At 69.7% G+C, this 21093-nt stretch carries 22 protein-coding genes; 19 read left to right on the top strand and 3 right to left on the bottom strand.

The features are described from left to right. Nucleotides 1-285: 285 nt before the first annotated feature. The 3 genes from HNR73_RS00005 to prfA all read left to right on the top strand — a co-directional run bounded on the left by HNR73_RS00005 (nt 286) and on the right by prfA (nt 5234). Complete coding sequence (locus HNR73_RS00005) at nt 286-3639, top strand: phosphodiester glycosidase family protein (protein WP_184785098.1); 3354 nt, start codon at nt 286-288, stop codon at nt 3637-3639. Between the two features lie 167 nt (nt 3640-3806). Next, nucleotides 3807-4040 carry a 50S ribosomal protein L31 gene (gene rpmE / locus HNR73_RS00010; protein WP_184785099.1) on the top strand — a complete coding sequence of 78 codons (234 nt, stop codon included), beginning with the start codon at nt 3807-3809 and terminating at the stop codon, nt 4038-4040. Nucleotides 4041-4130: 90 nt separating this feature from the next. After that, nucleotides 4131-5234 carry a peptide chain release factor 1 gene (gene prfA, locus HNR73_RS00015; RefSeq protein ID WP_184785100.1) on the top strand — a complete coding sequence of 368 codons (1104 nt, stop codon included), beginning with the start codon at nt 4131-4133 and terminating at the stop codon, nt 5232-5234. A 53-nt stretch (nt 5235-5287) separates the two neighbouring features. Here the strand turns inward: prfA and HNR73_RS00020 are convergent, their stop codons facing one another. Together HNR73_RS00020 and HNR73_RS40545 are read right to left on the bottom strand one after the other, a co-directional pair. After that, nucleotides 5288-5671: a hypothetical protein gene (locus HNR73_RS00020; RefSeq protein ID WP_184785101.1), complete on the bottom strand. Its 384-nt coding sequence runs from the start codon at nt 5669-5671 to the stop codon at nt 5288-5290. A 92-nt stretch (nt 5672-5763) separates the two neighbouring features. Next, nucleotides 5764-7332, bottom strand: a complete 1569-nt coding sequence (locus tag HNR73_RS40545; protein ID WP_184785102.1) for a GGDEF domain-containing protein — start codon at nt 7330-7332, stop codon at nt 5764-5766. Between the two features lie 268 nt (nt 7333-7600). On the opposite strand from HNR73_RS40545, the gene prmC reads away from it, so the two are divergent. From prmC to HNR73_RS00095, 14 genes are all read left to right on the top strand, one after another. Beyond that, nucleotides 7601-8440, top strand: coding sequence for a peptide chain release factor N(5)-glutamine methyltransferase (gene prmC, locus HNR73_RS00030; RefSeq protein ID WP_239122230.1), 840 nt, complete (start codon nt 7601-7603; stop codon nt 8438-8440). Continuing rightward, nucleotides 8437-8754, top strand: coding sequence for an RNHCP domain-containing protein (locus tag HNR73_RS00035; protein WP_184785104.1), 318 nt, complete (start codon nt 8437-8439; stop codon nt 8752-8754). Before prmC ends, HNR73_RS00035 begins: the two co-directional genes overlap by 4 nt. A 198-nt stretch (nt 8755-8952) precedes the next feature. Continuing rightward, nucleotides 8953-9609, top strand: coding sequence for an L-threonylcarbamoyladenylate synthase (locus HNR73_RS00040; RefSeq protein WP_184785105.1), 657 nt, complete (start codon nt 8953-8955; stop codon nt 9607-9609). Then, nucleotides 9606-10226, top strand: coding sequence for an arsenate reductase/protein-tyrosine-phosphatase family protein (locus HNR73_RS00045; protein WP_275414576.1), 621 nt, complete (start codon nt 9606-9608; stop codon nt 10224-10226). Before HNR73_RS00040 ends, HNR73_RS00045 begins: the two co-directional genes overlap by 4 nt. Beyond that, nucleotides 10223-10633: a hypothetical protein gene (locus HNR73_RS00050; RefSeq protein ID WP_184785106.1), complete on the top strand. Its 411-nt coding sequence runs from the start codon at nt 10223-10225 to the stop codon at nt 10631-10633. The genes HNR73_RS00045 and HNR73_RS00050 overlap by 4 nt, the downstream gene beginning before the upstream one ends. A 147-nt stretch (nt 10634-10780) precedes the next feature. Beyond that, complete coding sequence (locus tag HNR73_RS00055; RefSeq protein WP_184785760.1) at nt 10781-10945, top strand: hypothetical protein; 165 nt, start codon at nt 10781-10783, stop codon at nt 10943-10945. 19 nt (nt 10946-10964) lie between these two features. Then, on the top strand, nt 10965-11753 hold the full coding sequence (atpB, locus tag HNR73_RS00060; RefSeq protein ID WP_184785107.1) for a F0F1 ATP synthase subunit A: 789 nt from the start codon (nt 10965-10967) through the stop codon (nt 11751-11753). A gap of 102 nt (nt 11754-11855) precedes the next feature. Further along, nucleotides 11856-12077, top strand: a complete 222-nt coding sequence (gene atpE / locus HNR73_RS00065) for an ATP synthase F0 subunit C (RefSeq protein WP_184785108.1) — start codon at nt 11856-11858, stop codon at nt 12075-12077. A 38-nt stretch (nt 12078-12115) separates the two neighbouring features. Next, complete coding sequence (locus HNR73_RS00070; RefSeq protein WP_184785109.1) at nt 12116-12652, top strand: F0F1 ATP synthase subunit B; 537 nt, start codon at nt 12116-12118, stop codon at nt 12650-12652. Next, nucleotides 12652-13476, top strand: coding sequence for a F0F1 ATP synthase subunit delta (locus HNR73_RS00075; RefSeq protein WP_221330621.1), 825 nt, complete (start codon nt 12652-12654; stop codon nt 13474-13476). The genes HNR73_RS00070 and HNR73_RS00075 overlap by 1 nt, the downstream gene beginning before the upstream one ends. A gap of 70 nt (nt 13477-13546) precedes the next feature. Beyond that, complete coding sequence (gene atpA / locus HNR73_RS00080) at nt 13547-15187, top strand: F0F1 ATP synthase subunit alpha (RefSeq protein WP_184785111.1); 1641 nt, start codon at nt 13547-13549, stop codon at nt 15185-15187. A gap of 3 nt (nt 15188-15190) precedes the next feature. Then, nucleotides 15191-16120 (top strand): F0F1 ATP synthase subunit gamma, encoded by a 930-nt coding sequence (locus HNR73_RS00085; protein ID WP_184785112.1) that lies wholly within the window; start codon nt 15191-15193, stop codon nt 16118-16120. Continuing rightward, complete coding sequence (gene atpD, locus HNR73_RS00090; RefSeq protein ID WP_184785113.1) at nt 16120-17547, top strand: F0F1 ATP synthase subunit beta; 1428 nt, start codon at nt 16120-16122, stop codon at nt 17545-17547. The genes HNR73_RS00085 and atpD overlap by 1 nt, the downstream gene beginning before the upstream one ends. 129 nt (nt 17548-17676) lie before the next feature. Beyond that, nucleotides 17677-18726 (top strand): S66 peptidase family protein, encoded by a 1050-nt coding sequence (locus HNR73_RS00095; RefSeq protein WP_184785114.1) that lies wholly within the window; start codon nt 17677-17679, stop codon nt 18724-18726. A 64-nt stretch (nt 18727-18790) separates the two neighbouring features. On the opposite strand, the gene HNR73_RS00100 is transcribed toward HNR73_RS00095, so the two are convergent. Then, entirely contained in the window at nt 18791-19078 is a 288-nt protein-coding gene (locus tag HNR73_RS00100; RefSeq protein ID WP_184785115.1) for a hypothetical protein, read from the bottom strand. 251 nt (nt 19079-19329) lie between these two features. On the opposite strand from HNR73_RS00100, the gene HNR73_RS00105 reads away from it, so the two are divergent. Next, nucleotides 19330-20454 (top strand): S66 peptidase family protein, encoded by a 1125-nt coding sequence (locus HNR73_RS00105; protein WP_203686562.1) that lies wholly within the window; start codon nt 19330-19332, stop codon nt 20452-20454. Between the two features lie 26 nt (nt 20455-20480). Beyond that, nucleotides 20481-21089 (top strand): HIT family protein, encoded by a 609-nt coding sequence (locus HNR73_RS00110; protein ID WP_184785116.1) that lies wholly within the window; start codon nt 20481-20483, stop codon nt 21087-21089. Nucleotides 21090-21093 lie beyond the last annotated feature (4 nt).

A 21093-nucleotide genomic window follows, 5' to 3' on the forward strand; every position in this document is an offset into this window, starting at 1 on the left:
GCGGTGGCGGTGGCGGTGGCGGTGGCGGTGGCGGTGGCGGTGGCGGTGGCGGTGGCGGTGGCGGTGGCGGTGGCGGTGGCGGTGGCGGTGGCGGTGGCGGTGGCGGTGGCGGTGGCGGTGGCACGCCAGTCCCCACCCCACCTTCCCCCAAGATCACCCGAAGTTTTCCTACCGTCAACCCGATCCCCATGTAGAAAACCTTGCAACCACCCCCGCCCCAAGGTTGAATGCCTACAGTCCCACCACTCTGGCCGTTGCCGCCCCGACCCCACCCCCGGAGGGTTCGTGTCCACTCGCACGCGACCGCCCACATTGGCCGCCGCGCTCGTCCCCTTGCTCGTCGGCGGTCTTGTCGTCGGCGTGGCGCCGGCGGCGTCCGCCGATCCGGCCACCACCACCGCCACGACCACCGCCGCCACCCCCATCGAGACCTCGCGCAGCACCGACCGTCTCGCGCCCGGCGTCACGCACGACTCCTTCGACCGCTGGCAGGCCGACGGCTGGCTGCGCGCCGACTCCCTCACCGTCGACCTCACCTCGGGCGCGAAGGTCGAGTACCTGTCGGCCGATCCCGTCGCCAGTGTCCAGCCGATCTCGACGCAGGTGAAGGCGATCCCGAACGCCGTCGCCGCCGTCAACGGCGACTTCTTCGACATCAACGACACCGGCGCGTCCAACGGCGTCGGCATCTCCGACGGCGAGCTCGTCAAGTCGGCCAACGACGGCCGCGCCAACGCGATCAGTCTCGACCCCGCGGGTCTCGGCCGGATCCTCCAGATCGACTTCGACGGCACGGTGACCACTCCCGCCGGTACCGTCCTCGATCTGGCCGCCCTCAACGCCAACACCCTCGACGCCGACGAGATCGGCGAGTACACGCCGTTGTGGGGCGCGATGAGCCGCACGCGTGTCGTCGTCGGCGCGGCCCGGACGGCCGAGGTCGTCGTGACCGACGGCGTCGTCACCGCGGTCGGCGCGACGCCCGGCGAGGGCGCCATCCCGCCGGGCTCGGTCGTGCTCGTCGGCCGCGAGCAGGGCGCCGACGCGCTCCTCGCGCTGAAGGTCGGCGACCGGCTCGGCATCGAGTACGCGCCCAGGACCTCCGACGGTTCGGTCGCGCGCACGGCGATCGGCGGCAACCAGCTCCTCGTCGTCAACGGTGTCGTCCAGACCCACCCCGACGACGGTCAGGCCGCGCGTTCGGCGGTCGGCTTCTCCGCCGACGGCGCCACGATGTACGTGCTGACCGTCGACGGCAAGCAGGGCAACAGCGCCGGCATCACCGTCCCGCAGATGGCGCAGATGATGGCCGAACTCGGCGCGCACAACGCCATCAACATCGACGGTGGAGGTTCCTCGACGATGCTCGCCCGCAAGCCCGGCACCGACGACCTCGGGATCGTCAACAGCCCCTCCGACGGCAGTGAGCGCCCGGTCGCCAACGGCCTGGCCGTCACCGTGCCCGAGGGTTCGGGCAAGCTCGACGGCTACACCGTCGACACCGCCGCCGACCCGGCCCGCGCCCCCGGCGCCGCGCCCATCGCCGGTGGTACGCCGGACCGCGTCTTCCCCGGCCTGAGCCGCCAGTTGACGGCGGTCGGCCACGATGAGCGGTACGGCCCGGCGAAGGGCCGCCCGAGCTGGAGCACCGATGACCGCGGTGTCGGCTACGTCGACTCCAAGGGCGTCTTCCACGCCCGCGACAGCGGCGAGACGACCGTGACGGCCCGCTCGGGCCGCGACAAGGGCTGCCTCGACCTGGCCGTCCTCGGCGAGCTGACCCGCCTCGACGGCACCGTCGAGCGCGTCGGGCTGGCCAACGCCGACGCGACCGGCCGTTTCGGGGTCGTCGGCTTCGACGCCGGGGGCTACTCCGCGCCGATCGAGCCGCGCGACCTGGAACTGACCTACGACGAGTCGCTGCTGGACGTCACGCCCGACGCCGACGGCAATTTCACCGTGTCGGCGAAGGCCGGTGACGGCTCGACCCTGATCACCGTCTCCGTCGGCGGTTTCGAGACCGCGATCCCGGTGACGGTCGGCCTGACCGAGCAGTCGGCGGCCTCCTTCGACGACGCGGCCGCCTGGAAGTTCAGCGCGGCCCGCGCCACCGGTTCGGTCGCGCCCGCCGAGGGCCACACCGGACAGGGCCTGAAGATGAGCTATGACTTCAGCACCTCGACGGCGACCCGCGCGGCCTACGCCGACCCGCCGCAGATGATCGAGGTCCCCGGCCAGCCGCAGGCCTTCGGCATGTGGATCCACGGCAACGGCACGGGCGAGTGGCCGTCGCTGCACCTGGTCGACTCGCAGGGCACGAGCACGATCCTGCGGACCGACCTGATCACCTGGAAGGGCTGGAAGTACGTCGAGATGGCCGTCCCCGCCGGGGTCTCCTACCCGGTGAAGATCCGCCGCTTCTACGTCGCCGAGACCCGCCCGACCGCCTCGTACAAGAGCGAGGTGATCATCGACGACATCGTCGCCAAGGTGCCGCCGACGGTCGACGCGCCCGCCGAGGCCGTCCCGGTCGACCCGATCGTCACGTCCTCGGTCGACGGGAAGGAGTGGCGTTTCGCGGTCATGTCCGACGCGCAGTTCGTCGCCCGCGACCCCGACAGCGACATCGTCGCCTCGGCCCGCCGCACCCTCCGGGAGATCAAGGCCGCCGCGCCCGACTTCCTGATCATCAACGGCGACCTCGTCGACGAGGCGAGCCAGGCCGACCTCGATCTGGCCAAACGGATCCTCGACGAGGAGCTCGGCGGGACCCTGCCGTACTACTACGTGCCGGGAAACCACGAGGTCATGGGCGGTTCCATCGACCTGTGGAAGCAGAACTTCGGTGACCCGCAGCGGGTCTTCGACCACAAGGGCACGCGCTTCGTCACCCTCGACACCTCGCGCCTGGGCATCAAGGCCGGCGGTTTCGACCAGGTCGCGATGTTCCGCCGGGCCCTCGACGAGGCCGCCGCGGACCGCTCGATCAACTCCGTCGTGCTCGTCGAGCACGTCCCGCCGCGCGACCCCACCCCGCAGAAGGGCAGCCAGCTCGGTGACCGCAAGGAGGCCGCGACCGTCGAGGCGTGGCTGTCGGAGTTCGGCCGCACGACCGGCAAGGGCACCGGCTTCATCGGCTCCCACGTCGGCGTCTTCCACGCCGCGCACGTCGACGGCGTGCCCTACCTGATCAACGGCAACTCCGGCAAGGCCCCGGCCGCGCCCGCCGACCAGGGCGGCTTCGTCGGCTGGACCGAGTTCGGCGTCGACCCGGTCAGCCGCTGGGAGCAGTTCGAGCGCCGCTCGCAGCCCTACGGCGAGCCCTCCGACTGGCTGGAGGCACGGCTGCGGCCGCAGGTCGACGAGCTGACCCTCACCGCCCCCACGAGCGTCAAGGTGGGCACCAGCGCGACGATCACCGCGTCCTTCCTGCAGGGCGACCGCGCCGTTCCCGCCGCCTACCCGGTGAGCGTCGGGTGGTCGGGATCACGCGACCTGTGCGTCGGGAAGGGGCATCATTGCGTTGCCCGCTTCGACCCGGCGACCGGCACGTTCACCGCGCTCAAACGGGGTGTCGTCACCCTCACCGTCACGGTCAACGGAGTCACCAGGGAGGCGACGATCACGATCACCCGGTGACGTGCGGGAATTATCGTGCCGGGTAGGATGTTCCGGTTGCGTGCCGCTCCTGGAGACCGAAACCAGGGCGCCCCGATCCACTCGGGTAAAGCGGCCGCCACCTGCACCTACCGGTACCGGTTCACGCATCGCGATGCGACCCGGCGACCGAGATTGACGAGGATGACATGAAGGCCGAGATCCACCCGACGTACGTCGACACCGAGGTCACCTGTTCCTGCGGGAACGTGTTCAACACCCGCAGCACCGTCGCCTCCGGCAAGATCCACGTCGAGACCTGCAACGTCTGCCACCCGTTCTACACCGGTAAGCAGCGCATCCTCGACACCGGCGGCCGCGTGGCCCGCTTCCAGAAGAAGTACGCCAAGGTGCAGGCCGCCAAGGCCGAAGCCGGCAAGTAGCGACTTCCACGGCGTCCACCCGACCTCACGGTCGGGCGGGCGCCGTTTTTTCATCCTCGTAAGTCCGTTTCGTCGCCACTTGGAGAACCGATGAGCGAGTCAACCGGCGGGAACCGGCTGGCCGACCTTCTGGCCGAGCACTCCGAACTGGAGAAGCAGCTCGCCGACCCGTCGATCCACGCCGACCAGGCCCTCGCCCGTCGCGTCGGCCGCCGCTACGCCGAACTCAGCCCCATCGCGGCCACCGCCGCCGAACTCGACACCGCGCGCGACGACCTGGCCACCGCGCAGGAGTTCGCCGACGACGACCCCGACTTCGCCACCGAGGCCAAGGAGATCGCCGCGCGGATCCCGCCGCTGGAGGTCCGCCTCGGCGAACTGCTCCTCCCGCGCGACCCCGACGACGCCCGCGACGTGATCGTCGAGATCAAGGCCGGCGAGGGCGGCGACGAGTCGGCCCTGTTCGCCGGCGACCTGCTGCGCATGTACTCCCGCTACGCCGAGAAGCGCGGCTGGCAGATCGAGGTCATCGGCTCCGAGGAGACCGACCTCGGCGGCGTCAAGGACATCTCCTTCTCGGTGAAGACCAAGGGCGTGCCCGAAGGCGGCTACGGCGTCTGGTCGCGGCTGAAGTACGAAGGCGGCGTCCACCGCGTGCAGCGCGTCCCCGCGACCGAGTCGCAGGGCCGCATCCACACCTCCGCCGCGGGCGTGCTCGTCCTCCCCGAGGCCGAGGAGGTCGACGTCCACATCGACATGAACGACGTCCGCGTCGACGTGTTCCGCTCCTCGGGTCCCGGCGGCCAGTCGGTCAACACCACCGACTCCGCCGTGCGCCTCACACACGTCCCGACCGGCCTCGTCGTGTCCTGCCAGAACGAGAAGTCGCAGCTCCAGAACAAGGAGTCGGCGATGCGGATCCTGCGCTCGCGCCTGCTGGCGCTCAAGCAGGAGGAGGCCGACGCCAAGGCCGGCGACGCGCGCAAGGCGCAGGTCCGGACCGTCGACCGCTCCGAGCGGATCCGCACCTACAACTTCCCGCAGAACCGCCTGACCGACCACCGCATCGGCTTCACCGCGCACAACCTCGACAACGTGTTGCAGGGTGAGCTCGACCCCGTCCTCGACGCGCTCACCGACGCCGAGCGCAACGCCCGTATGGAGGGCGAAGAGGGCCTGTCCCGCAAGGGCTGACGCGTGCACGCGACGAGGGCCGGGTCTCCGCGGAGACCCGGCCCTCGTCGCGTCTAGCGCTGGACCCGCCGTTTCGCCGAGACCCTGCGGATCACCGGCATGCCCCATCCGACGAACGCGGCGACGCTCCCGATCGCGCCGGCGACCACGATCGTCACCGCGAGCCAGGACGGCAGCCCGGCGTCGGCGAGGCGGCCGCCGATCCAGATCAGCCCGGCGAGGACAGTCAGGACCGTCAGGGTGATCGCGCTGATGCCGAACACCGGCGCCCACGACGGCGAGGGGAGCTTCAGCGCGGTGAGCGTGTAGACCGCGATCCACCCGACGGCGGAGAGCAGCAGTGCGGGGAAGTTGCCGAGGCCGGGGGCGGCGGCCTGGAGAAGCAGCGCGACGAGCACCACGGGGATCGTGATTAAGAGCGCGGCCCATCTGTTCATGGTGGTGGGCTTTCCGGTGAGGGGAAATGACCCGGCCGAGTGTGACACGGGCCACGGACCCCATGACTCGTCCGTTCGGCGGACCGGGACCCTCAGGCCGCTAAACCGTCGTCCTCTTCGGCTCGCGCCTGGCTCTTCGCCTCGTACATGGCCCGGTCGGCGATCTCGAAGGCGCTGGCCAGCCGGGGTTTCCCGGCCTGCCGGTCGTCCATGCCGTTCAGTTCGGCCCAGCCGATGCTCGCCGACAGCGGCGTTCCCGGCACCAGCGAGGCCCAGTCCTCGGCGGCCAGCGCGCTGGTGATGCGCTCACCGATCTCGTCGGTCTTCTCCATCGTCGCCGAGGGCAGGATGAGTACGAACTCGTCGCCGCCGTAGCGGGCGACGAAGTCGCGGCGGCGCATGATGCGCACGAGCGCCCCGGCGGCGCGCTGGAGGACGGTGTCGCCGGAGAGGTGCCCGTGGACGGTGTTGACGGCCTTGAAGCCGTCGATGTCGAGGACGCCGAGGACGCCGTTCTCGCCGCGTTCGGCCATGGCCTCGACGTACTGCTGGAGGTGCCTGCGGTTGGGCAGGCCGGTCAGCGGGTCGGTGAGGGCCTCGTCGGCGTAGCGGGCGACGGTCATGCGCAGGTCCTCGTGGTCGAGGCGCGCGGCGACGCCGTCGACGAACAGCGTCTGGAGCCGGTCGAGTCCCTGGGCGGTGAGCTGGAAGGCCGCGCGTTCGGCGGCGTAGGCGGCGGCGTGGTCGCCGGCCACGAGGTGCGCCAGGGCACGCAGCCGGGAGCTCTCGCCGGGGCCGATCTTCGACAGCTGCGGGTTGTAGGTGGCGCTGTCGATGCGCTGGAGACGGTCGAGGGCGGCCTCGGAGTCGCCGGCGGCGATCGCCCGGCAGACCTCGCCGTAGGCGCGCAGGTCGGCGAGTTCGGCGTCTCCTCCGGCGGCGTAGAGGTACGGGCGCGGGTCGCGGTTGTCGCCGGCGTCGAGGGCGGCCAGGCGCGTGATCGTGTAGCCGAACCAGGGGAGGTTCATGTCGACGACGTCGGGCAGGCCGTCGGCGCGGCGGGGCGCGTGGTCGGCGTCGGACATCAGGGCGCGCAGGATCCGGACGCAGCCGTCGGTGTCTCCGCGGTGGTCGAGGTAGAGGCCGAAGCGGACCTGCACCTCCGGCAGGGACAGGCGCCAGTCGCGGTCGATGGTGGCGGCGACCTCGCGGGCGCGCCCGGCGGCGTCGGCGGCCTGGTCGTGGAAGCCGATGTTGGAGTAGCCGACGGCGAGGTTGTGCCAGGCCGAGGCGACGGTGATGTCGGGCTTGTCGACCTCGGTGAGGAAGCGGCCGCTGCGGACGAGGTGCGTCACCGCGCGTTCGAGGGAGCCGTCGGTCATCGCGACCTGCGCGGTCAGCGCGTGGAAGTAGCCGAGCACGCCCGGGTCGCCCAGGTCACGGGCCGCCGCGGCGGCGCGGTCGACCGTTCCGGCGTACTCGGCGGTGTGCTCCAGGTTGAGGATCCCGGCCAGCCTGAGCAGCAGGAACCACGTCCGCTCGGTGGCGTCGCCCGCGGTGGGGAAGCTCTCGTCGATGAGCCGGACGGCGGCCGATGAGCGGCCGGCGCGCAGGAGGGCGCGGGCCTCGCTCACCCGGGGATAGTCCTCGGCGTTGGCCACGGTGCACCTCCTCCCATCGCCTAAGCATGCCGTATCCCGGCAAACCGGTGAAGGCGGCTCGCCCCGCCTTTCGGGGGCACGGAACCGGCATGCGTCACGTATTTCGGACATCGGCCCGATGCCATGGAGGGGGCTTCGCCGACGGTTCAAGCTTCGCCGATTCCATCGCGGGGGCCGAGTCGTTCATACGACATTAGTGCGCCCGCCGGGCGATCGTCGTCCGCCCGGCGGACGGCGGACGCCCGGCCGTGCGGATAAGTTGTACCGCGTGGCGCGAACCTGGCGGGACCGAATAGTCGAGGCGGCCGGACGGCTGTCGGGAGCGGGGGTGCCCTCGCCGCTCGTCGACGCCGAGCTGATGGCCGCGCACGTCGCGGGCACCTCGCGCGGCGGGCTGATCCTGGCCGAACCTCCCGACGAGGAGGCCGCGGCCCGGTTCGCGCAGCTCGTCGGCCAGCGGACCGAGCGGGTGCCCCTGCAGTACCTCATCGGCGTCGACTTCGTCGGCATCGAGCTGGCCGTCGGGCCAGGCGTCTTCGTGCCGAGGCCGGAGACGGAGCTGCTGGTGGAGTGGGCGCTGCGGAAGCTGACCGGGATGACGGCCCCCCTGGTGGTGGACCTGTGCTCGGGTTCGGGGGCGATCGCGGTCGGTGTGGCGGCGAACCGGCCCGACGCGACGGTCTACGCCGTCGAGCAGAGCGCCGAGGCCCTCGCATGGCTCCGGCGCAACGCCGAGCACCGCGGTGTGCGTGTCGTCGCGGGCGACGCGACGGCCGCCGAGACGCTGGCCGAGCTGGACGGGACGGTCGACGTCGTCCTGTCGAACCCGCCGTACGTGCCGGAGGCGACGGCCGTCGCGCCGGAGGTGCGGCACGACCCGCACCGCGCGGTCTTCGGGGGAGAGGACGGGCTCGACGTGATCCGGCCCCTGCACAGGCGGGCCTTCGACCTGTTGTGTCCCGGGGGAGTGTTCGCGATGGAGCACGACGACACCCACGGCGTGGTCGTGCCGGTCCTGCTGCGGGAGGCGGGCTGGGCGCACGTCCGCGAACACCGCGACCTCGCCGGCCGCGCGCGCTTCGCGACCGGCGTGAAGGGGGACGCGTGAGCGAGGGGGCGGCCTTCACGCGGACCATCGAGGACTTCACCTGCGCGCACTGCGGGCGGAACGTGCGGGGGACGGGGTACACCAACCACTGCCCGCGGTGCCTGTGGTCGCGGCACGTCGACGTCAACCCCGGGGACCGGGCGGCGGACTGCGGGGGGCTGATGCCGCCGATCTCGGCGATGCTCAAGGGCGAGCAGTTCGTGATCATGCACGAGTGCGAGCGCTGCGGGCACCGCCGGCCGAACCGGGCGTCGCCGAAGGACGACCGGGATCTGCTGATCGCGTTGATGGCGCGTCCGTTCCCCGGGATCTGAGGGGACGGGACGTGCGCGGCGGTGACGGCGAGGACCGTCGAAGGCGGTCCGTGAGCCGCCGGTCAGCGCCCCATTCGCCCCACCCACCCCACCTCGTCACCTTCTCACCACCCCGTCACACCCCGCGAAACCCCGCCGTGGTGATTTAGGCCAGGGTCGCGGGAAACTCTCAGACAAGGGCTCGTAACGTTGGCGGGCGTGAGGCTATTTGACTGCTCCCGCGTGGACGAGCGCGACCGTGCCATCGAGGCCGCCATCTCGGCGGTCCGCTCGGGAGACCTCGTCGTCATGCCGACCGACACCGTCTACGGCATCGGCGCCGACGCCTTCAAGTCGTGGTCGGTGGAGGCCCTGCTGAGGGCGAAGGGGCGCGGCCGCGACATGGCCCCGCCGGTCCTCGTCGGTTCCCGCCGGACCCTTGACGGCCTCGTCCTTTCACTGCCATCCACTGCCAGGGACCTGGTGGCGGCGTTCTGGCCGGGCGCGCTGACCGTCGTCGTGGAGCACGCGCCGACGCTCGACTGGGACCTCGGCGACACCGAGGGCACCGTGGCGGTCCGCATGCCGCTGCACCCGGTCGCGCTCGAAGTCCTCGCCGAGACCGGCCCGATGGCCGTCTCCAGCGCCAACAAGTCCGGCCAGCCTCCCGCCTCGACGGCGACCGACGCGCGCGAGCAGCTCGGCTACGGCGTCAGCGTCTACCTGGAGGCCGGCCCCTCGGCCGACATCGTGCCGAGCACGATCGTCGACTGCACCGGCGACGTCCCGGTCCTGCTGCGCGCGGGCGCGCTCTCGCTGGAAAAGATCCGCGAGGTCGTCCCCTCGACGCGCGGCCCCGAGGACGAGGGCCCGTGACCCCACCGTTCACCGTTCTGTCGGTCTGCATGGGCAACATCTGCCGCTCCCCGATGTCGGAGCGGCTGCTCGTGCTGCGCCTGCGCGAGGCCCTCGGCACCGAGGGCGACCGCGTCGGCGACTTCCTGCTCAGCCACTCCTGCGGCTTGGGCTCCTGGCACGTCGGTGAGGGCATGACCGAGGCCACGGCCCGCGAGCTGCGCGAACGCGGCGGCACCGGCGAGGGCTTCCATTCGCGGCAGATCGGGGCCGACAAGGTCGACATCTCCGACCTGATCCTCACCGCGACCACCGAGCAGGTCGACTACATCCGCCACAACCATCCCGAAGCGCTGGAGCGAACGTTCCTGGTCCGCCACTTCGGGGCGCTGCTGTCCCATGTGGACGCCGACGCGCTGCCGCCTTTCGCGCCGGCCCCGGAGGCCGTGCAGGCCCGTGGCGTCGCGATCGTGAAGGCGGCCGACGGCCTCCGCGACCGTTCGGCGGAGTCCGAACTCGACGACCCCTGGGGTCTCGACACCGCGACCTACCGCCGCATCGGCGACGAGCTCGACGAGACGCTGATCCCCTTCGCCGCCCTGCTCACGGGTGAGCCGGGCGCGGGAGACCGGCCGTGAAACTGAGCCGCCGCGTACGCATGGTGCGCCCGTCGCTGATCACCTCGGCCTTCCTCGCCGTCCCGCTCGCCGTGGCCGGCGGGATCTGGAAGGGCCTCCCGGGCGTTTTCGGGGCGCTGGTCGGACTGCTGGTCGTGGCAGTGATGTTCACCGCATCCTGGTACGCCATCGCCTGGGTGGAGGTCTGGGACGTGCGACTCGTCCTTCCCGCCGGGATGATGGCCTACACCTTCAAGATCATTGTCCTGATGACGGCCCTGCTCGCCGCGAGCCGTCTGAAATGGGATGGATTGCTCCCTATGGTGGCCTCCGTCGCCGTGTCGATTGTGGCCTGGCTGACGGTTTTGATGATTTGGGGCGTTCGAGCGAGGTTCCCCTATGTAGAGGAAGAAAAACACGTGGAGTAACTTCTACGTCACGTCGTGCTGACGCGTCGTCAGAGTCGTATACCCCCATGGGGAGCGACCCGGACGGCTGATAATCTCTGCGCCAACATGACCAACGACCCGTCTCCCAAGCGTCAGCAGAACTCTGGCGCCGACCAAGGGTGGGCCGTGATCAGCTATCTCCTCGCGGGCATGCTCGTGTGGGGTGGCGCCGGCTGGCTCCTTGACTGGTGGCTGAACATTCCCCACCACCTCGCGACCTTCTTCGGTGGCGTCGGCGGAGCGGGAGCAGGCCTGTACATGGTCGTCAAGAAGATGGGCAACACCTCGTGACTGGTGAAGGGCGGAAACGGTGACTGGAAACCCCGTGGTAATCGCCTCGGAGTTCCCTCCGGGTGTCGACAGCTTCAATTTCGCCGACTGGATCCCCGGGCTGCCCAAGGGTGCGCTGACGACCGTCACCTTCATCGTCTTCCTCGGCGTCGGCCTGATCATCCTCGGCTTCATGCTGGCCTACCGCAATCCGAAGCTCGTCCCGACCCGCGGACAGTGGATCGCCGAATCCCTCTACGGATTCGTGCGCAACGGCATCGTCAAAGACATCATCGGGCCCGAAGGGCTGCGTTTCGCGCCTTACTTCGCGTCGCTGTTCAGCTTCATCCTTTTGATGAACGTGTTCGCGATCATCCCGATGTTCCAGATCTCGCCGAACTCGCACATCGCGTTCCCGGCGGTCCTGGCGATGCTGTCCTGGTTCTTCTACAACTGGGTCGGCATCCGCAAGCACGGCTTCTGGAAGTACATCAAGAACAGCTGCATCCCGACCGGAACGCCCATCGGGATGTACCCGATCATCGTGCCGATCGAGTTCCTGTCGAACCTGATCCTGCGCCCGGTCACCCTCGCGGTCCGGTTGTTCGCGAACATGTTCGCCGGCCACATGATCCTGCTGGTCTTCATCCTGGGCGGCGTGACGCTGCTGAACTCCGAGAGCATCTTCCTCAAGGCGGTCTCGCCGGTCTCGTTCCTCATGGCGATCGTCATGACCTTCTTCGAGTTCTTCGTGCAGCTGCTTCAGGCATACGTGTTCACCCTGCTCACCGCGGTATACGTCCAGGGGTCGCTCGCGGACGAGCACTAGGAACACGCGAGCGCCCAAGAGCCTCGCCAGATCGGTAACACCAAGCACAGTCACGTGCGCGTGACGGACACGCCACGCAACAAATGAGGAGAAGTACCCATCATGTTCGGCAGCCTTAGCGTCATCGGCTTCGGTCTTTCCGCCATCGGCCCGGCCATCGGTGTCGGCCTTATCTTCGCGGCCTGGATCAACTCCACCGCGCGTCAGCCGGAGTCGGCCAACATCACCCGCCCGATGATGTTCGTCGGTGCCGCCCTCGCCGAGGCGCTCGCCCTGTTCGGTCTGCTGCTCGCGTTCATCCAGAACCAGCCGCCGACCCCCTGAACCACCAGCGACCGTAACTCCAAGACGGGAGCAGCCCTATGAACATCGCAGCAGGTGACGACAGCACCGGGATCATCATCCCGGCGTGGTCCGAAGTCATCGTCGGCACCATCGCCTTCGCGCTGCTCTGCTTCGTGCTCATGAAGTTCGTCTTCCCCAAGATGGAAGAGACCTTCAAGGCGCGAGTGGACGCCATCGAAGGCGGCATCGAGCGTGCCAACAAGGCGCAGGAAGAGGCCAACGCGCTGCTGGAGCAGTACCGCCAGCAGCTCGCCGAGGCCCGCACCGCCGCCGCGCAGATCCGTGAAGAGGCACGGGCCGACGCGCACGGCATCCGTGCCGACATCCTCGCCAAGGCCGAAGAGGACCGCGACCGCATCCTCACCGCCGGACGCGACCAGCTCGCCGCCAACCGCCAGCAGCTCATCCGTGAGCTGCGCGGCGAGATCGGCGAACTGTCCGTCGAGCTGGCCGGGCGCATCGTCGGTGAGTCCCTCGCCGACCAGGCCCGCCAGAGCGGCACGGTCGAGCGCTTCCTCACCGACCTCGACGCCGAACCGGCCGGGCGGGCGTGATGCACGCGGCCAGCAGGGAGACGTACCAGGCGGGCGTTGACGCGCTCGCCTCGTACGCCAAGCGCGTCAAGTCCGACACGGTCCGCACCACGGCCGACGACCTCCTCTCGGTCGCCGGCCTCCTCGGGAGCGAACCGCGTCTTCGCCGGGCGCTGTCCGACCCGGCCCGGGACGGCAAGGACCGGGCCGGGCTCGCCGAGTCGCTGCTGAAGGGCAAGGTCTCGGCCGGTGCCCTCAAGCTCGCCACGACCCTCACCGAGGGCCGCTGGTCGAACGCGACCGAACTGCTCAACGGCACCGAGTCGCTCGGCGTCGAGGCTCTCCTCGTCGCCGCCGACAAGGACGGCAAGCTCGCCGACGTCGAAGACGAACTGTTCCGTTTCGGGCAGGTCGTCGCCGGTGACGCGGGACTGTCCAACGCCCTGTCGGACGGCAGTGTCCCCGCGGAGCAGCGCGCGACCCTGGTCGCCTCGCTCCTCAAGGACAAGGCGAACCCGATCACGCTCCGGCTGGCCGAGGTGGCGCTGTCCGGCTTCGGTGGACGCGGTTTCGGCACGGGCCTCTCCCGGCTCGTCGAACTCGCCGCCGAGAAGCGCGAGCAGCAGTTGGCCTTCGTCACGGTGGCCGGCTCGCTGAGCGAGGACCAGGAGCAGCGGCTCACCGCGAAACTGGCGCGCATGTACGGTCGAGAGGTGTCGGTGAAGGTCATCGTCGACCCGGCCATCGTGGGCGGAATGAGCGTGCGGGTCGGAGACGACCTCTACGACGGCACCGTGAGCCGCAGGCTCGCGGACGCCCGTCACGCGCTCTCCGGCGACCACTAATCCATTACGCATCCAGTCAGCCGACCGGGCTGACACACCGCTTATCAAGCAGGGACGAGGGAAACACAGGATGGCCGAGCTGACCATCTCCTCGGACGAGATCCGTAGCGCGCTTGACAGCTACGTGTCGTCCTACCGGCCGGAGATCTCCCGCACGGAGGTCGGCGTCGTCGCCGAGGCATCTGACGGTATCGCCATCGTCGAGGGACTTCCCTCGACCATGGCCAATGAGCTACTTGAGTTCGCCGACGGCACCCTCGGTGTCGCGCTGAACCTCGACCTCCGTTCGATCGGTGTCGTGGTTCTCGGTGACTTCGACGGCATCGAGGAGGGCCAGGAGGTCAAGCGGACCGGCCGTGTCCTCTCCGTCCCCGTCGGGGACAAGTTCCTGGGCCGGGTCGTCGACCCGCTGGGCAACCCGATCGACGACCTGGGCGACATCGAGAACGAGGGCTTCCGCGAGCTCGAACTCCAGGCCCCGAACGTCATGGCCCGGCAGAGCGTCTCCGAGCCGATGGAGACCGGGATCAAGGCGATCGACTCCATGACCCCCATCGGTCGTGGACAGCGCCAGCTGATCATCGGCGACCGCAAGACCGGCAAGACCCAGATCGCCATCGACACGATCCTCAACCAGCGTAAGAACTGGGAGTCGGGCGACCCGAAGAAGCAGGTTCGCTGCATCTACGTCGCCGTCGGTCAGAAGGCCTCCACGGTCGCCGGTATCAAGGGCGTGCTCGAAGAGCACGGCGCCATGGAGTACACCACCATCGTGGCCTCCCCGGCGTCCGACTCGGCCGGTTTCAAGTACCTCGCCCCGTACGCCGGTTCGGCCATCGGCCAGCACTGGATGTACGCCGGCAAGCACGTCCTCATCGTCTTCGACGACCTGTCCAAGCAGGCCGAGGCGTACCGTTCGGTTTCCCTCCTGCTGCGTCGCCCCCCGGGCCGTGAGGCCTTCCCGGGTGACGTGTTCTACCTGCACTCGCGGCTCCTTGAGCGTTGCGCGAAGCTGTCCGACGAGCTCGGCGGCGGTTCGATGACCGGTCTGCCGATCATCGAGACCAAGGCCGGCGACATCTCGCAGTTCATCCCGACCAACGTCATCTCCATCACCGACGGCCAGGTCTTCCTCGAAGAGGGCCTGTTCAACTCCGGTGTGCGTCCGGCGATCAACGTCGGTACGTCGGTGTCGCGTGTCGGTGGCGCGGCCCAGCGCAAGGGCATGCGGAAGGTGACCGGAACGCTGCGTCTCGACCTGGCGCAGTACCGCGAGCTGGAGGCCTTCTCGGCCTTCGCCTCCGACCTGGACGCCGCCTCCCGCGCGCAGCTCGACCGCGGTATGCGCATGGTCGAGCTCCTCAAGCAGGGCGCGGCCTCCCCGCTGGCCATGGAAGAGGAGATCGTCTCGCTCTGGACCGGCACCGCCGGCAAGATCGACGACATCCCCGTCGGCGAGGTGCGTCGCTTCGAGTCCGAGTTCCTCGGCTACATGCGTCACAGCAAGGCCGACACGCTCACGAACATCCGTGAGTCGGGCGAGCTGAAGGACGACTCGCTGAACGCGCTGAACGAGGCCGTCGACCACTTCAAGCAGATGTTCCTCGCGCAGGACGACCACGTCACCGTCAACGAGGCCCCGGCCGAGGCGCTCGACGAGGTCGGCCAGGAGAAGGTCACCCGGATCGTCTCCGACTCCGAGGGCGCGTAAGCCATGGGAGCGCAGCTACGAGTCCTGCGGAGGCGCATCGCGTCGACGCAGTCGATCAAGAAGATCACCAAGGCTCAGGAGCTCGTCGCGACCAGCCGCATCGGCAAGGCACAGGAACGGGTCGCGGCCGCGCTTCCGTACGCGAAGGCGATCACCGGCGTGCTCACCGCGCTGGCGTCGAACTGCGACGTGAACCACCCCCTGTTGGTGCCGCGGCCGGTCGTCCGGCGCGCGGGTGTCCTGGTGATCACCAGCGACAAGGGTCAGTGCGGCGGTTACAACAGCAATGTGCTGCGTACCGCCGAGCGGCTCGTCGCCCGGCTGGCCCGCGAGGACAAGAACCCGGTGCTGTACGTGACCGGCGGCAAGGGCGCGGCGTACTACAAGTTCCGCGGCCGTGAGCTGGCCGGGGAATGGGCCGGGTTCTCGCAGAAGCCGACGGTCGCCGACGCCCAGGAGGTTGCCAAGACCCTCATTCGTGCGTTCGTGAACGGGGCCGACGACGACCTGGAGCACCCGGGTCCCGACGGGATCCTTGGTGTCGACGAGCTGTTCATCGTCAGCACGCACTTCGTCTCGATGGTCGCGCAGACCCCGCAGGCGCACAACCTCGCGCCGATGCAGGTCGAGGACGTCGAGGGCGACCGCGGTCTGCTGCCGGCCTACGAGTTCGAGCCCGAGGCCGAGGAGCTGCTCGACGCGCTGCTGCCGAAGTATCTGGTGACCCGCGTTTACGCGGCGCTCATCGACGCGGCCGTCAGCGAGTCGGCCGCGCGACGCACGGCGATGAAGAACGCGACGGACAACGCAGAAGAAATGATCAAGACCTTGACGAGGCAGCGCAACGCCGCGCGTCAGGCCGAGATCACCCAGGAGATCAGTGAGATCGTCGGCGGCGCGAACGCGCTGGCTGCGGCAGGAAGTGATGACTAATGACCACCGCTGTTAACACCGGTGTGGGCCGCGTCATCCGGGTTATTGGCCCGGTCGTCGACGTCGAGTTCCCGCGCAACGCCATCCCGGACATCAACAACGCCCTCAAGGTCGACGTTGAGCTCTCCGGCGGTAAGAAGACGCTGACCCTTGAGGTCTCGCAGCACCTGGGCGACAACCAGGTCCGCGCGATCTGCATGGCGCCCACCGACGGCATGGTGCGCGGCACCGAGGTGCGCGACACCGGCAACCAGATCCAGGTTCCCGTCGGTGACGGCACCAAGGGCCACGTCTTCAACGCCATCGGCGAGTGCCTGAACCTCAAGCCCGGCGAGGAGATCGACGCCGACGACCACTGGGGCATTCACCGCAAGCCCCCGGCGTTCGCGACGCTGGAGCCGAAGACCGAGATGCTGCCGACCGGCATCAAGGCCCTCGACCTCCTGGCGCCCTACGTCAAGGGTGGAAAGATCGGCCTCTTCGGCGGCGCCGGCGTGGGCAAGACGGTCCTCATCCAGGAGATGATCATCCGTGTCGCCCGTAACTTCGGTGGCACCTCGGTGTTCGCCGGTGTCGGTGAGCGCACGCGTGAGGGCAACGACCTCATCGCCGAGATGACCGAGGCGGGCGTGTTCAACGACACCGCGCTGGTCTTCGGCCAGATGGACGAGCCGCCCGGCACGCGTCTGCGCGTCGCCCTGTCGGCCCTGACGATGGCCGAGTACTTCCGGGACGTCAAGAACCAGGAGGTGCTGCTCTTCGTGGACAACATCTTCCGGTTCACGCAGGCCGGTTCCGAGGTGTCCACGCTGCTCGGCCGTATGCCGTCGGCCGTGGGTTACCAGCCGACCCTGGCCGACGAGATGGGTCAGCTCCAGGAGCGGATCACCTCCGTCCAGGGCAAGGCCATCACCTCGATGCAGGCCATCTACGTGCCCGCCGACGACTACACCGACCCGGCGCCGCACACCGCGTTCACCCACTTGGACGCGACCACCAACCTTGAGCGGAAGGTGTCCGACAAGGGCATCTACCCGGCCATCGACCCGCTCGCGTCGAGCTCGCGCATCCTCGCGCCGGAGTTTGTCGGCGACGAGCACTACGCGGTGGCGACCGAGGTGAAGCGGATCCTGCAGAAGTACAACGAGCTGCAGGACATCATCGCCATCCTCGGTATGGACGAGCTGTCCGAGGAGGACAAGCTGGTCGTGGGTCGCGCCCGTCGTATCGAGCGCTTCCTGTCGCAGAACACCTACGCGGCCAAGCAGTTCACCGGCCAGGAGGGTTCGACGGTCGACGTCAAGGACACCGTCGAGGCCTTCAAGAAGATCGCCGAGGGAGAGTACGACCATTTCCCCGAGCAGGCGTTCTTCATGTGCGGTGGACTCGACGACCTTGAGCGCAAGGCCGCCGAGCTGCAGAAGTAGCCCGCCGGATCGTTGTGACACCAAGGGCCGTCCCCGTTCGGGGGCGGCCCTTTTGTCCGCCGGGGGCAACCGATCCGGTGTGAATCCGTATCTTCTCAGGGGAGCTGTCCCCTTTTGAGCGGAGCGGATATGACCGACCTGCAACTCTCCCGGCGCGGTGTACTGGCGGCCGGCGCGGCGATCGGCGGCGCTGCCGTACTGGCCGGGGCACTGCCCGGCACGGCCGCGGCCGAACCGGCCGTCGACGGCGCCTGGCGGCGCCCGCCGAAGCTCGTCTCCGGCGATCGGGTGCGGCTGGTGTCGCCGGCGGCGGGGCCCGACCACGCGCGCCTCGACATCGGCAAGAAGATGCTGGAGAGCTGGGGCCTGGTCGTCGAGATCGGCGAGCACGCGCTCGGCAGGTTCGGTTACCTGTCGGCGCCCGACGCCGACCGGGCCGCCGACGTCAACGACGCCTTCGCCGATCCGGGCGTCCGGGCGGTCTTCGCGACCCGCGGCGGGTGGGGGACCGGCCGCATCATGGACGCGATCGACTTCACCGGCATGAGCGAGCACCCGAAGTTCTTCGTCGGCTACAGCGATGTCACGTCGATGCACATGGGCATCTGGCGGCGGGCGCGCGTGGCGACGGTGCACGGGCCGATGCTGGCGTGGAACACCGACCTGCACGGCCCGACCGACGGGCCGGCGGCCCTGGAGCTCAAGTCGGCGCTGATGTCGGCGGAGCCGGTCGTCCTGCATCGCGATCCGGCGATCCCGTCGTCGGGGGTGGAGTCGCCGGGGAAGGCGACGGGGCGGCTGTTCGGCGGGAACCTGTCGATCCTGGTGACCGAGCCGAGGGACGGCAACGCGCCCCGGACCGAGGGCGGGATCCTGTTCTTCGAGGACACCAACGAGGCGCCGTACAGCGTCGACCGGATGCTGACCGAGCTGCTGCGCGACGGCTGGTTCGACGGCATCGCCGGTATCGCGCTGGGGACGTTCACGTCCTCGGTGGGCAACCCGGGGGACTGGACGATCCTCGACGTGCTCGCCGACCGGCTCCTGCCGGTCGGTGTGCCGATCCTGGGCGGGTTCAACGTCGGGCATGAGGCGCGGCCGCACACGATGCCGTTCGGTACGAAGGCGACCATCGACACGGCGGCGGGAACGCTGACGGTGACGGCGGCGGCGAGTTAGCCGCGCCGGACCGTGGGGCCGCCTTCCGGGAATCGGGGGCGGCTCCGTTCGTTCGTCCGCCCGGTCACCAGACCGTGAACTTCATGCCCGCTCCCGCGTCGGCCGCGCATCGGTAGACCTCAACGAGGGTCGTGAAGTGATCCCGGAGGTGGTCGTCGATGTCGGGGTCGTTGCAGCCCTTGCCCTGCGGTGTTTCCCGGTAGGCGTCGAAGTACCGCTCGAAGCTCACGGTCCGCAGCCGTCGCCAGTTCTCCCGGACCTCCTCGGGGTCGAGCAGCCCCTCGCATACACCTCCGCCGTCGGAGTCCTCGTCCTCGTCCGAACCAGCTCGTGTCGATGTCGACCTCCGCACCGGCGGTCTTCGTCCCGTGCACCGGCTGCAGGTATGTGTAGACGCCCACGGCCTTCGGCTCCTTCGGGTGCGGCGTCTGTGTTCGCGCGGCATTGTATCGGCGGTGTCCCGTGGCCCGTGTTCGCCGGAGCGTCGCGCGATCCGCTTGACGAACCGTGCGTGTCCCGGGCATAGTTCCGCACCCTTCGCGACGTCTTCGGGTTTGCCGCCGTTCGGTGCGGCCGAGCCACGGCGGCGATCGGAGCGGTCTCATGCACGTCGACCCACGGCAGTTCTCGACCCGCCGGAGTTTCCTGCGGGGTGGCGCCCTGTTCGGTGGTGGGCTCCTGCTCGGTGGTGCGGGCGCGGTGGCCGGGGCGCGGGCGGTTTCGGGCGGCGGTGACGGTGGCACGGGTCCGCGAGGCGACGGCTCGCCGGTCGCGGGTGACGGAGGGTCGGCGCCGGAGCCCGATGTGCGCGTCGCAGTGCGGCCGAGGCGGCTGGTCGAGGGCGACCTGGTGCGTCTGGTGTCGCCCGCCGGGCCGCCCGACCGGGGTCTGGTCGACATCGGTGTGCGGCTGCTGGAGGGCTGGGGCCTGCGGGTGGAGCTGTCGGAACACGCCCTTGAGTCGGCCGGTTACCTCTCGGCCTCCGACGCCGACCGGCTCTCCGACCTCAACACCGCCCTCGCCGACCCTGAGGTGCGCGCGGTCGTCGCCACCCGGGGCGGGTACGGCGTGCAGCGCGTCGTCGACGAGGTCGACTACGGCGCCGTCGCCGCCGACCCGAAACTCGTCGTCGGCTACAGCGACATCACCGCCCTGCACACGGCGCTGTGGCGGAACGCGTCCGTGGCGACCCTGCACGCGCCCATGGCGGCCTGGCACGGCGAGCTCAACACCGCCGGCACCGAGCGCAGCCTGCGCCGTGCGCTCATGAGCTCGGCGGACGTACGCCTGGAACGCGACCCGGACGCCCCGACGGCTCCGGTGAAGGCGAAGGGGACGGCGAGTGGGACGCTGCTGGGCGGGAACCTGTCGACGCTCGTCGCCGAACGCGGGGCCTGGCCGGACCTGACCGGCGCGATCCTGTTCCTCGAAGAGGTCCGCGAGGAGCCCTACCGGATCGACGCGATGCTGACCGAGCTGCTGCGGGCCGGTGTCCTCGACGGCGTCGTGGCCGTCGCGGTCGGGCAGTTCACCGAGTGCACGGGCGGTCAGGGGACGTGGAGTGCCGCCGACGTCCTCAAGGACCGCCTCGGCGAGCTCGGCGTGCCGATGGCGGGCGGTTTCCCGGTCGGTCACGGCTACGACCCGCGAGCGCTGCCGCTGGGCACGCGAGCGGAGCTGGACGGGAAGGCCGGAACCCTGACCGTTGAGGCGGCCGTGATCGAATAGCGATCTTCGCGTGGCAGGCTCCTGTCATGACGAGCCCGAGCCCCGGCCGTTTCGCCGGGCATTTCGAGTACGGGAAGCCCGTCGCCGCGCCCGAGGGCGGCATTCCCTATTGGGACGTCTTCCCCTACGACGGGGACGTCTCCGTCAGGGCGCTCGACGCGCCGGTCATCCCCGAGCCGCCGCGCGGCGGTGAAGGCGACCGTCCCTGCGGTGAGTGCGCCCGGGATGATGAGGGCTACGTCTGGACCGACGAGCACTGGCGCCTCGACGCCGGTGCCGGCGGCGACTCCCTCCTGAACTTCATGCTGACCCCGCGCGCCCACCACGACCTCGGGGATCTGCCGGCCGACCTCGTCGTGGGCATGGGCACGACCATCCAGCGCGTCGAGGCGGCGATCATGGGCCTCGGCGACATCGCCCGCGTCCACGTCAACCGCTGGGGCGACGGCGGTTCGCACCTCCACTGGTGGTTCTTCGCCCGGCCCGAGGGGCTGCTCCAGCTGCGCGGGACCTGCCTGCCGCTGTGGGGCGACGTACTGCCCGCGCTGCCGAAGGAGACCTGGGATGCGGCCATGACGTCGGTCGCTTCACATATGACCACCACTGGCGGCAGGCCGGGCGGGCCCGTTGTCTAGACTT

Source organism: Phytomonospora endophytica (genome assembly GCF_014202425.1).
Lineage (GTDB): Bacteria > Actinomycetota > Actinomycetes > Mycobacteriales > Micromonosporaceae > Phytomonospora > Phytomonospora endophytica.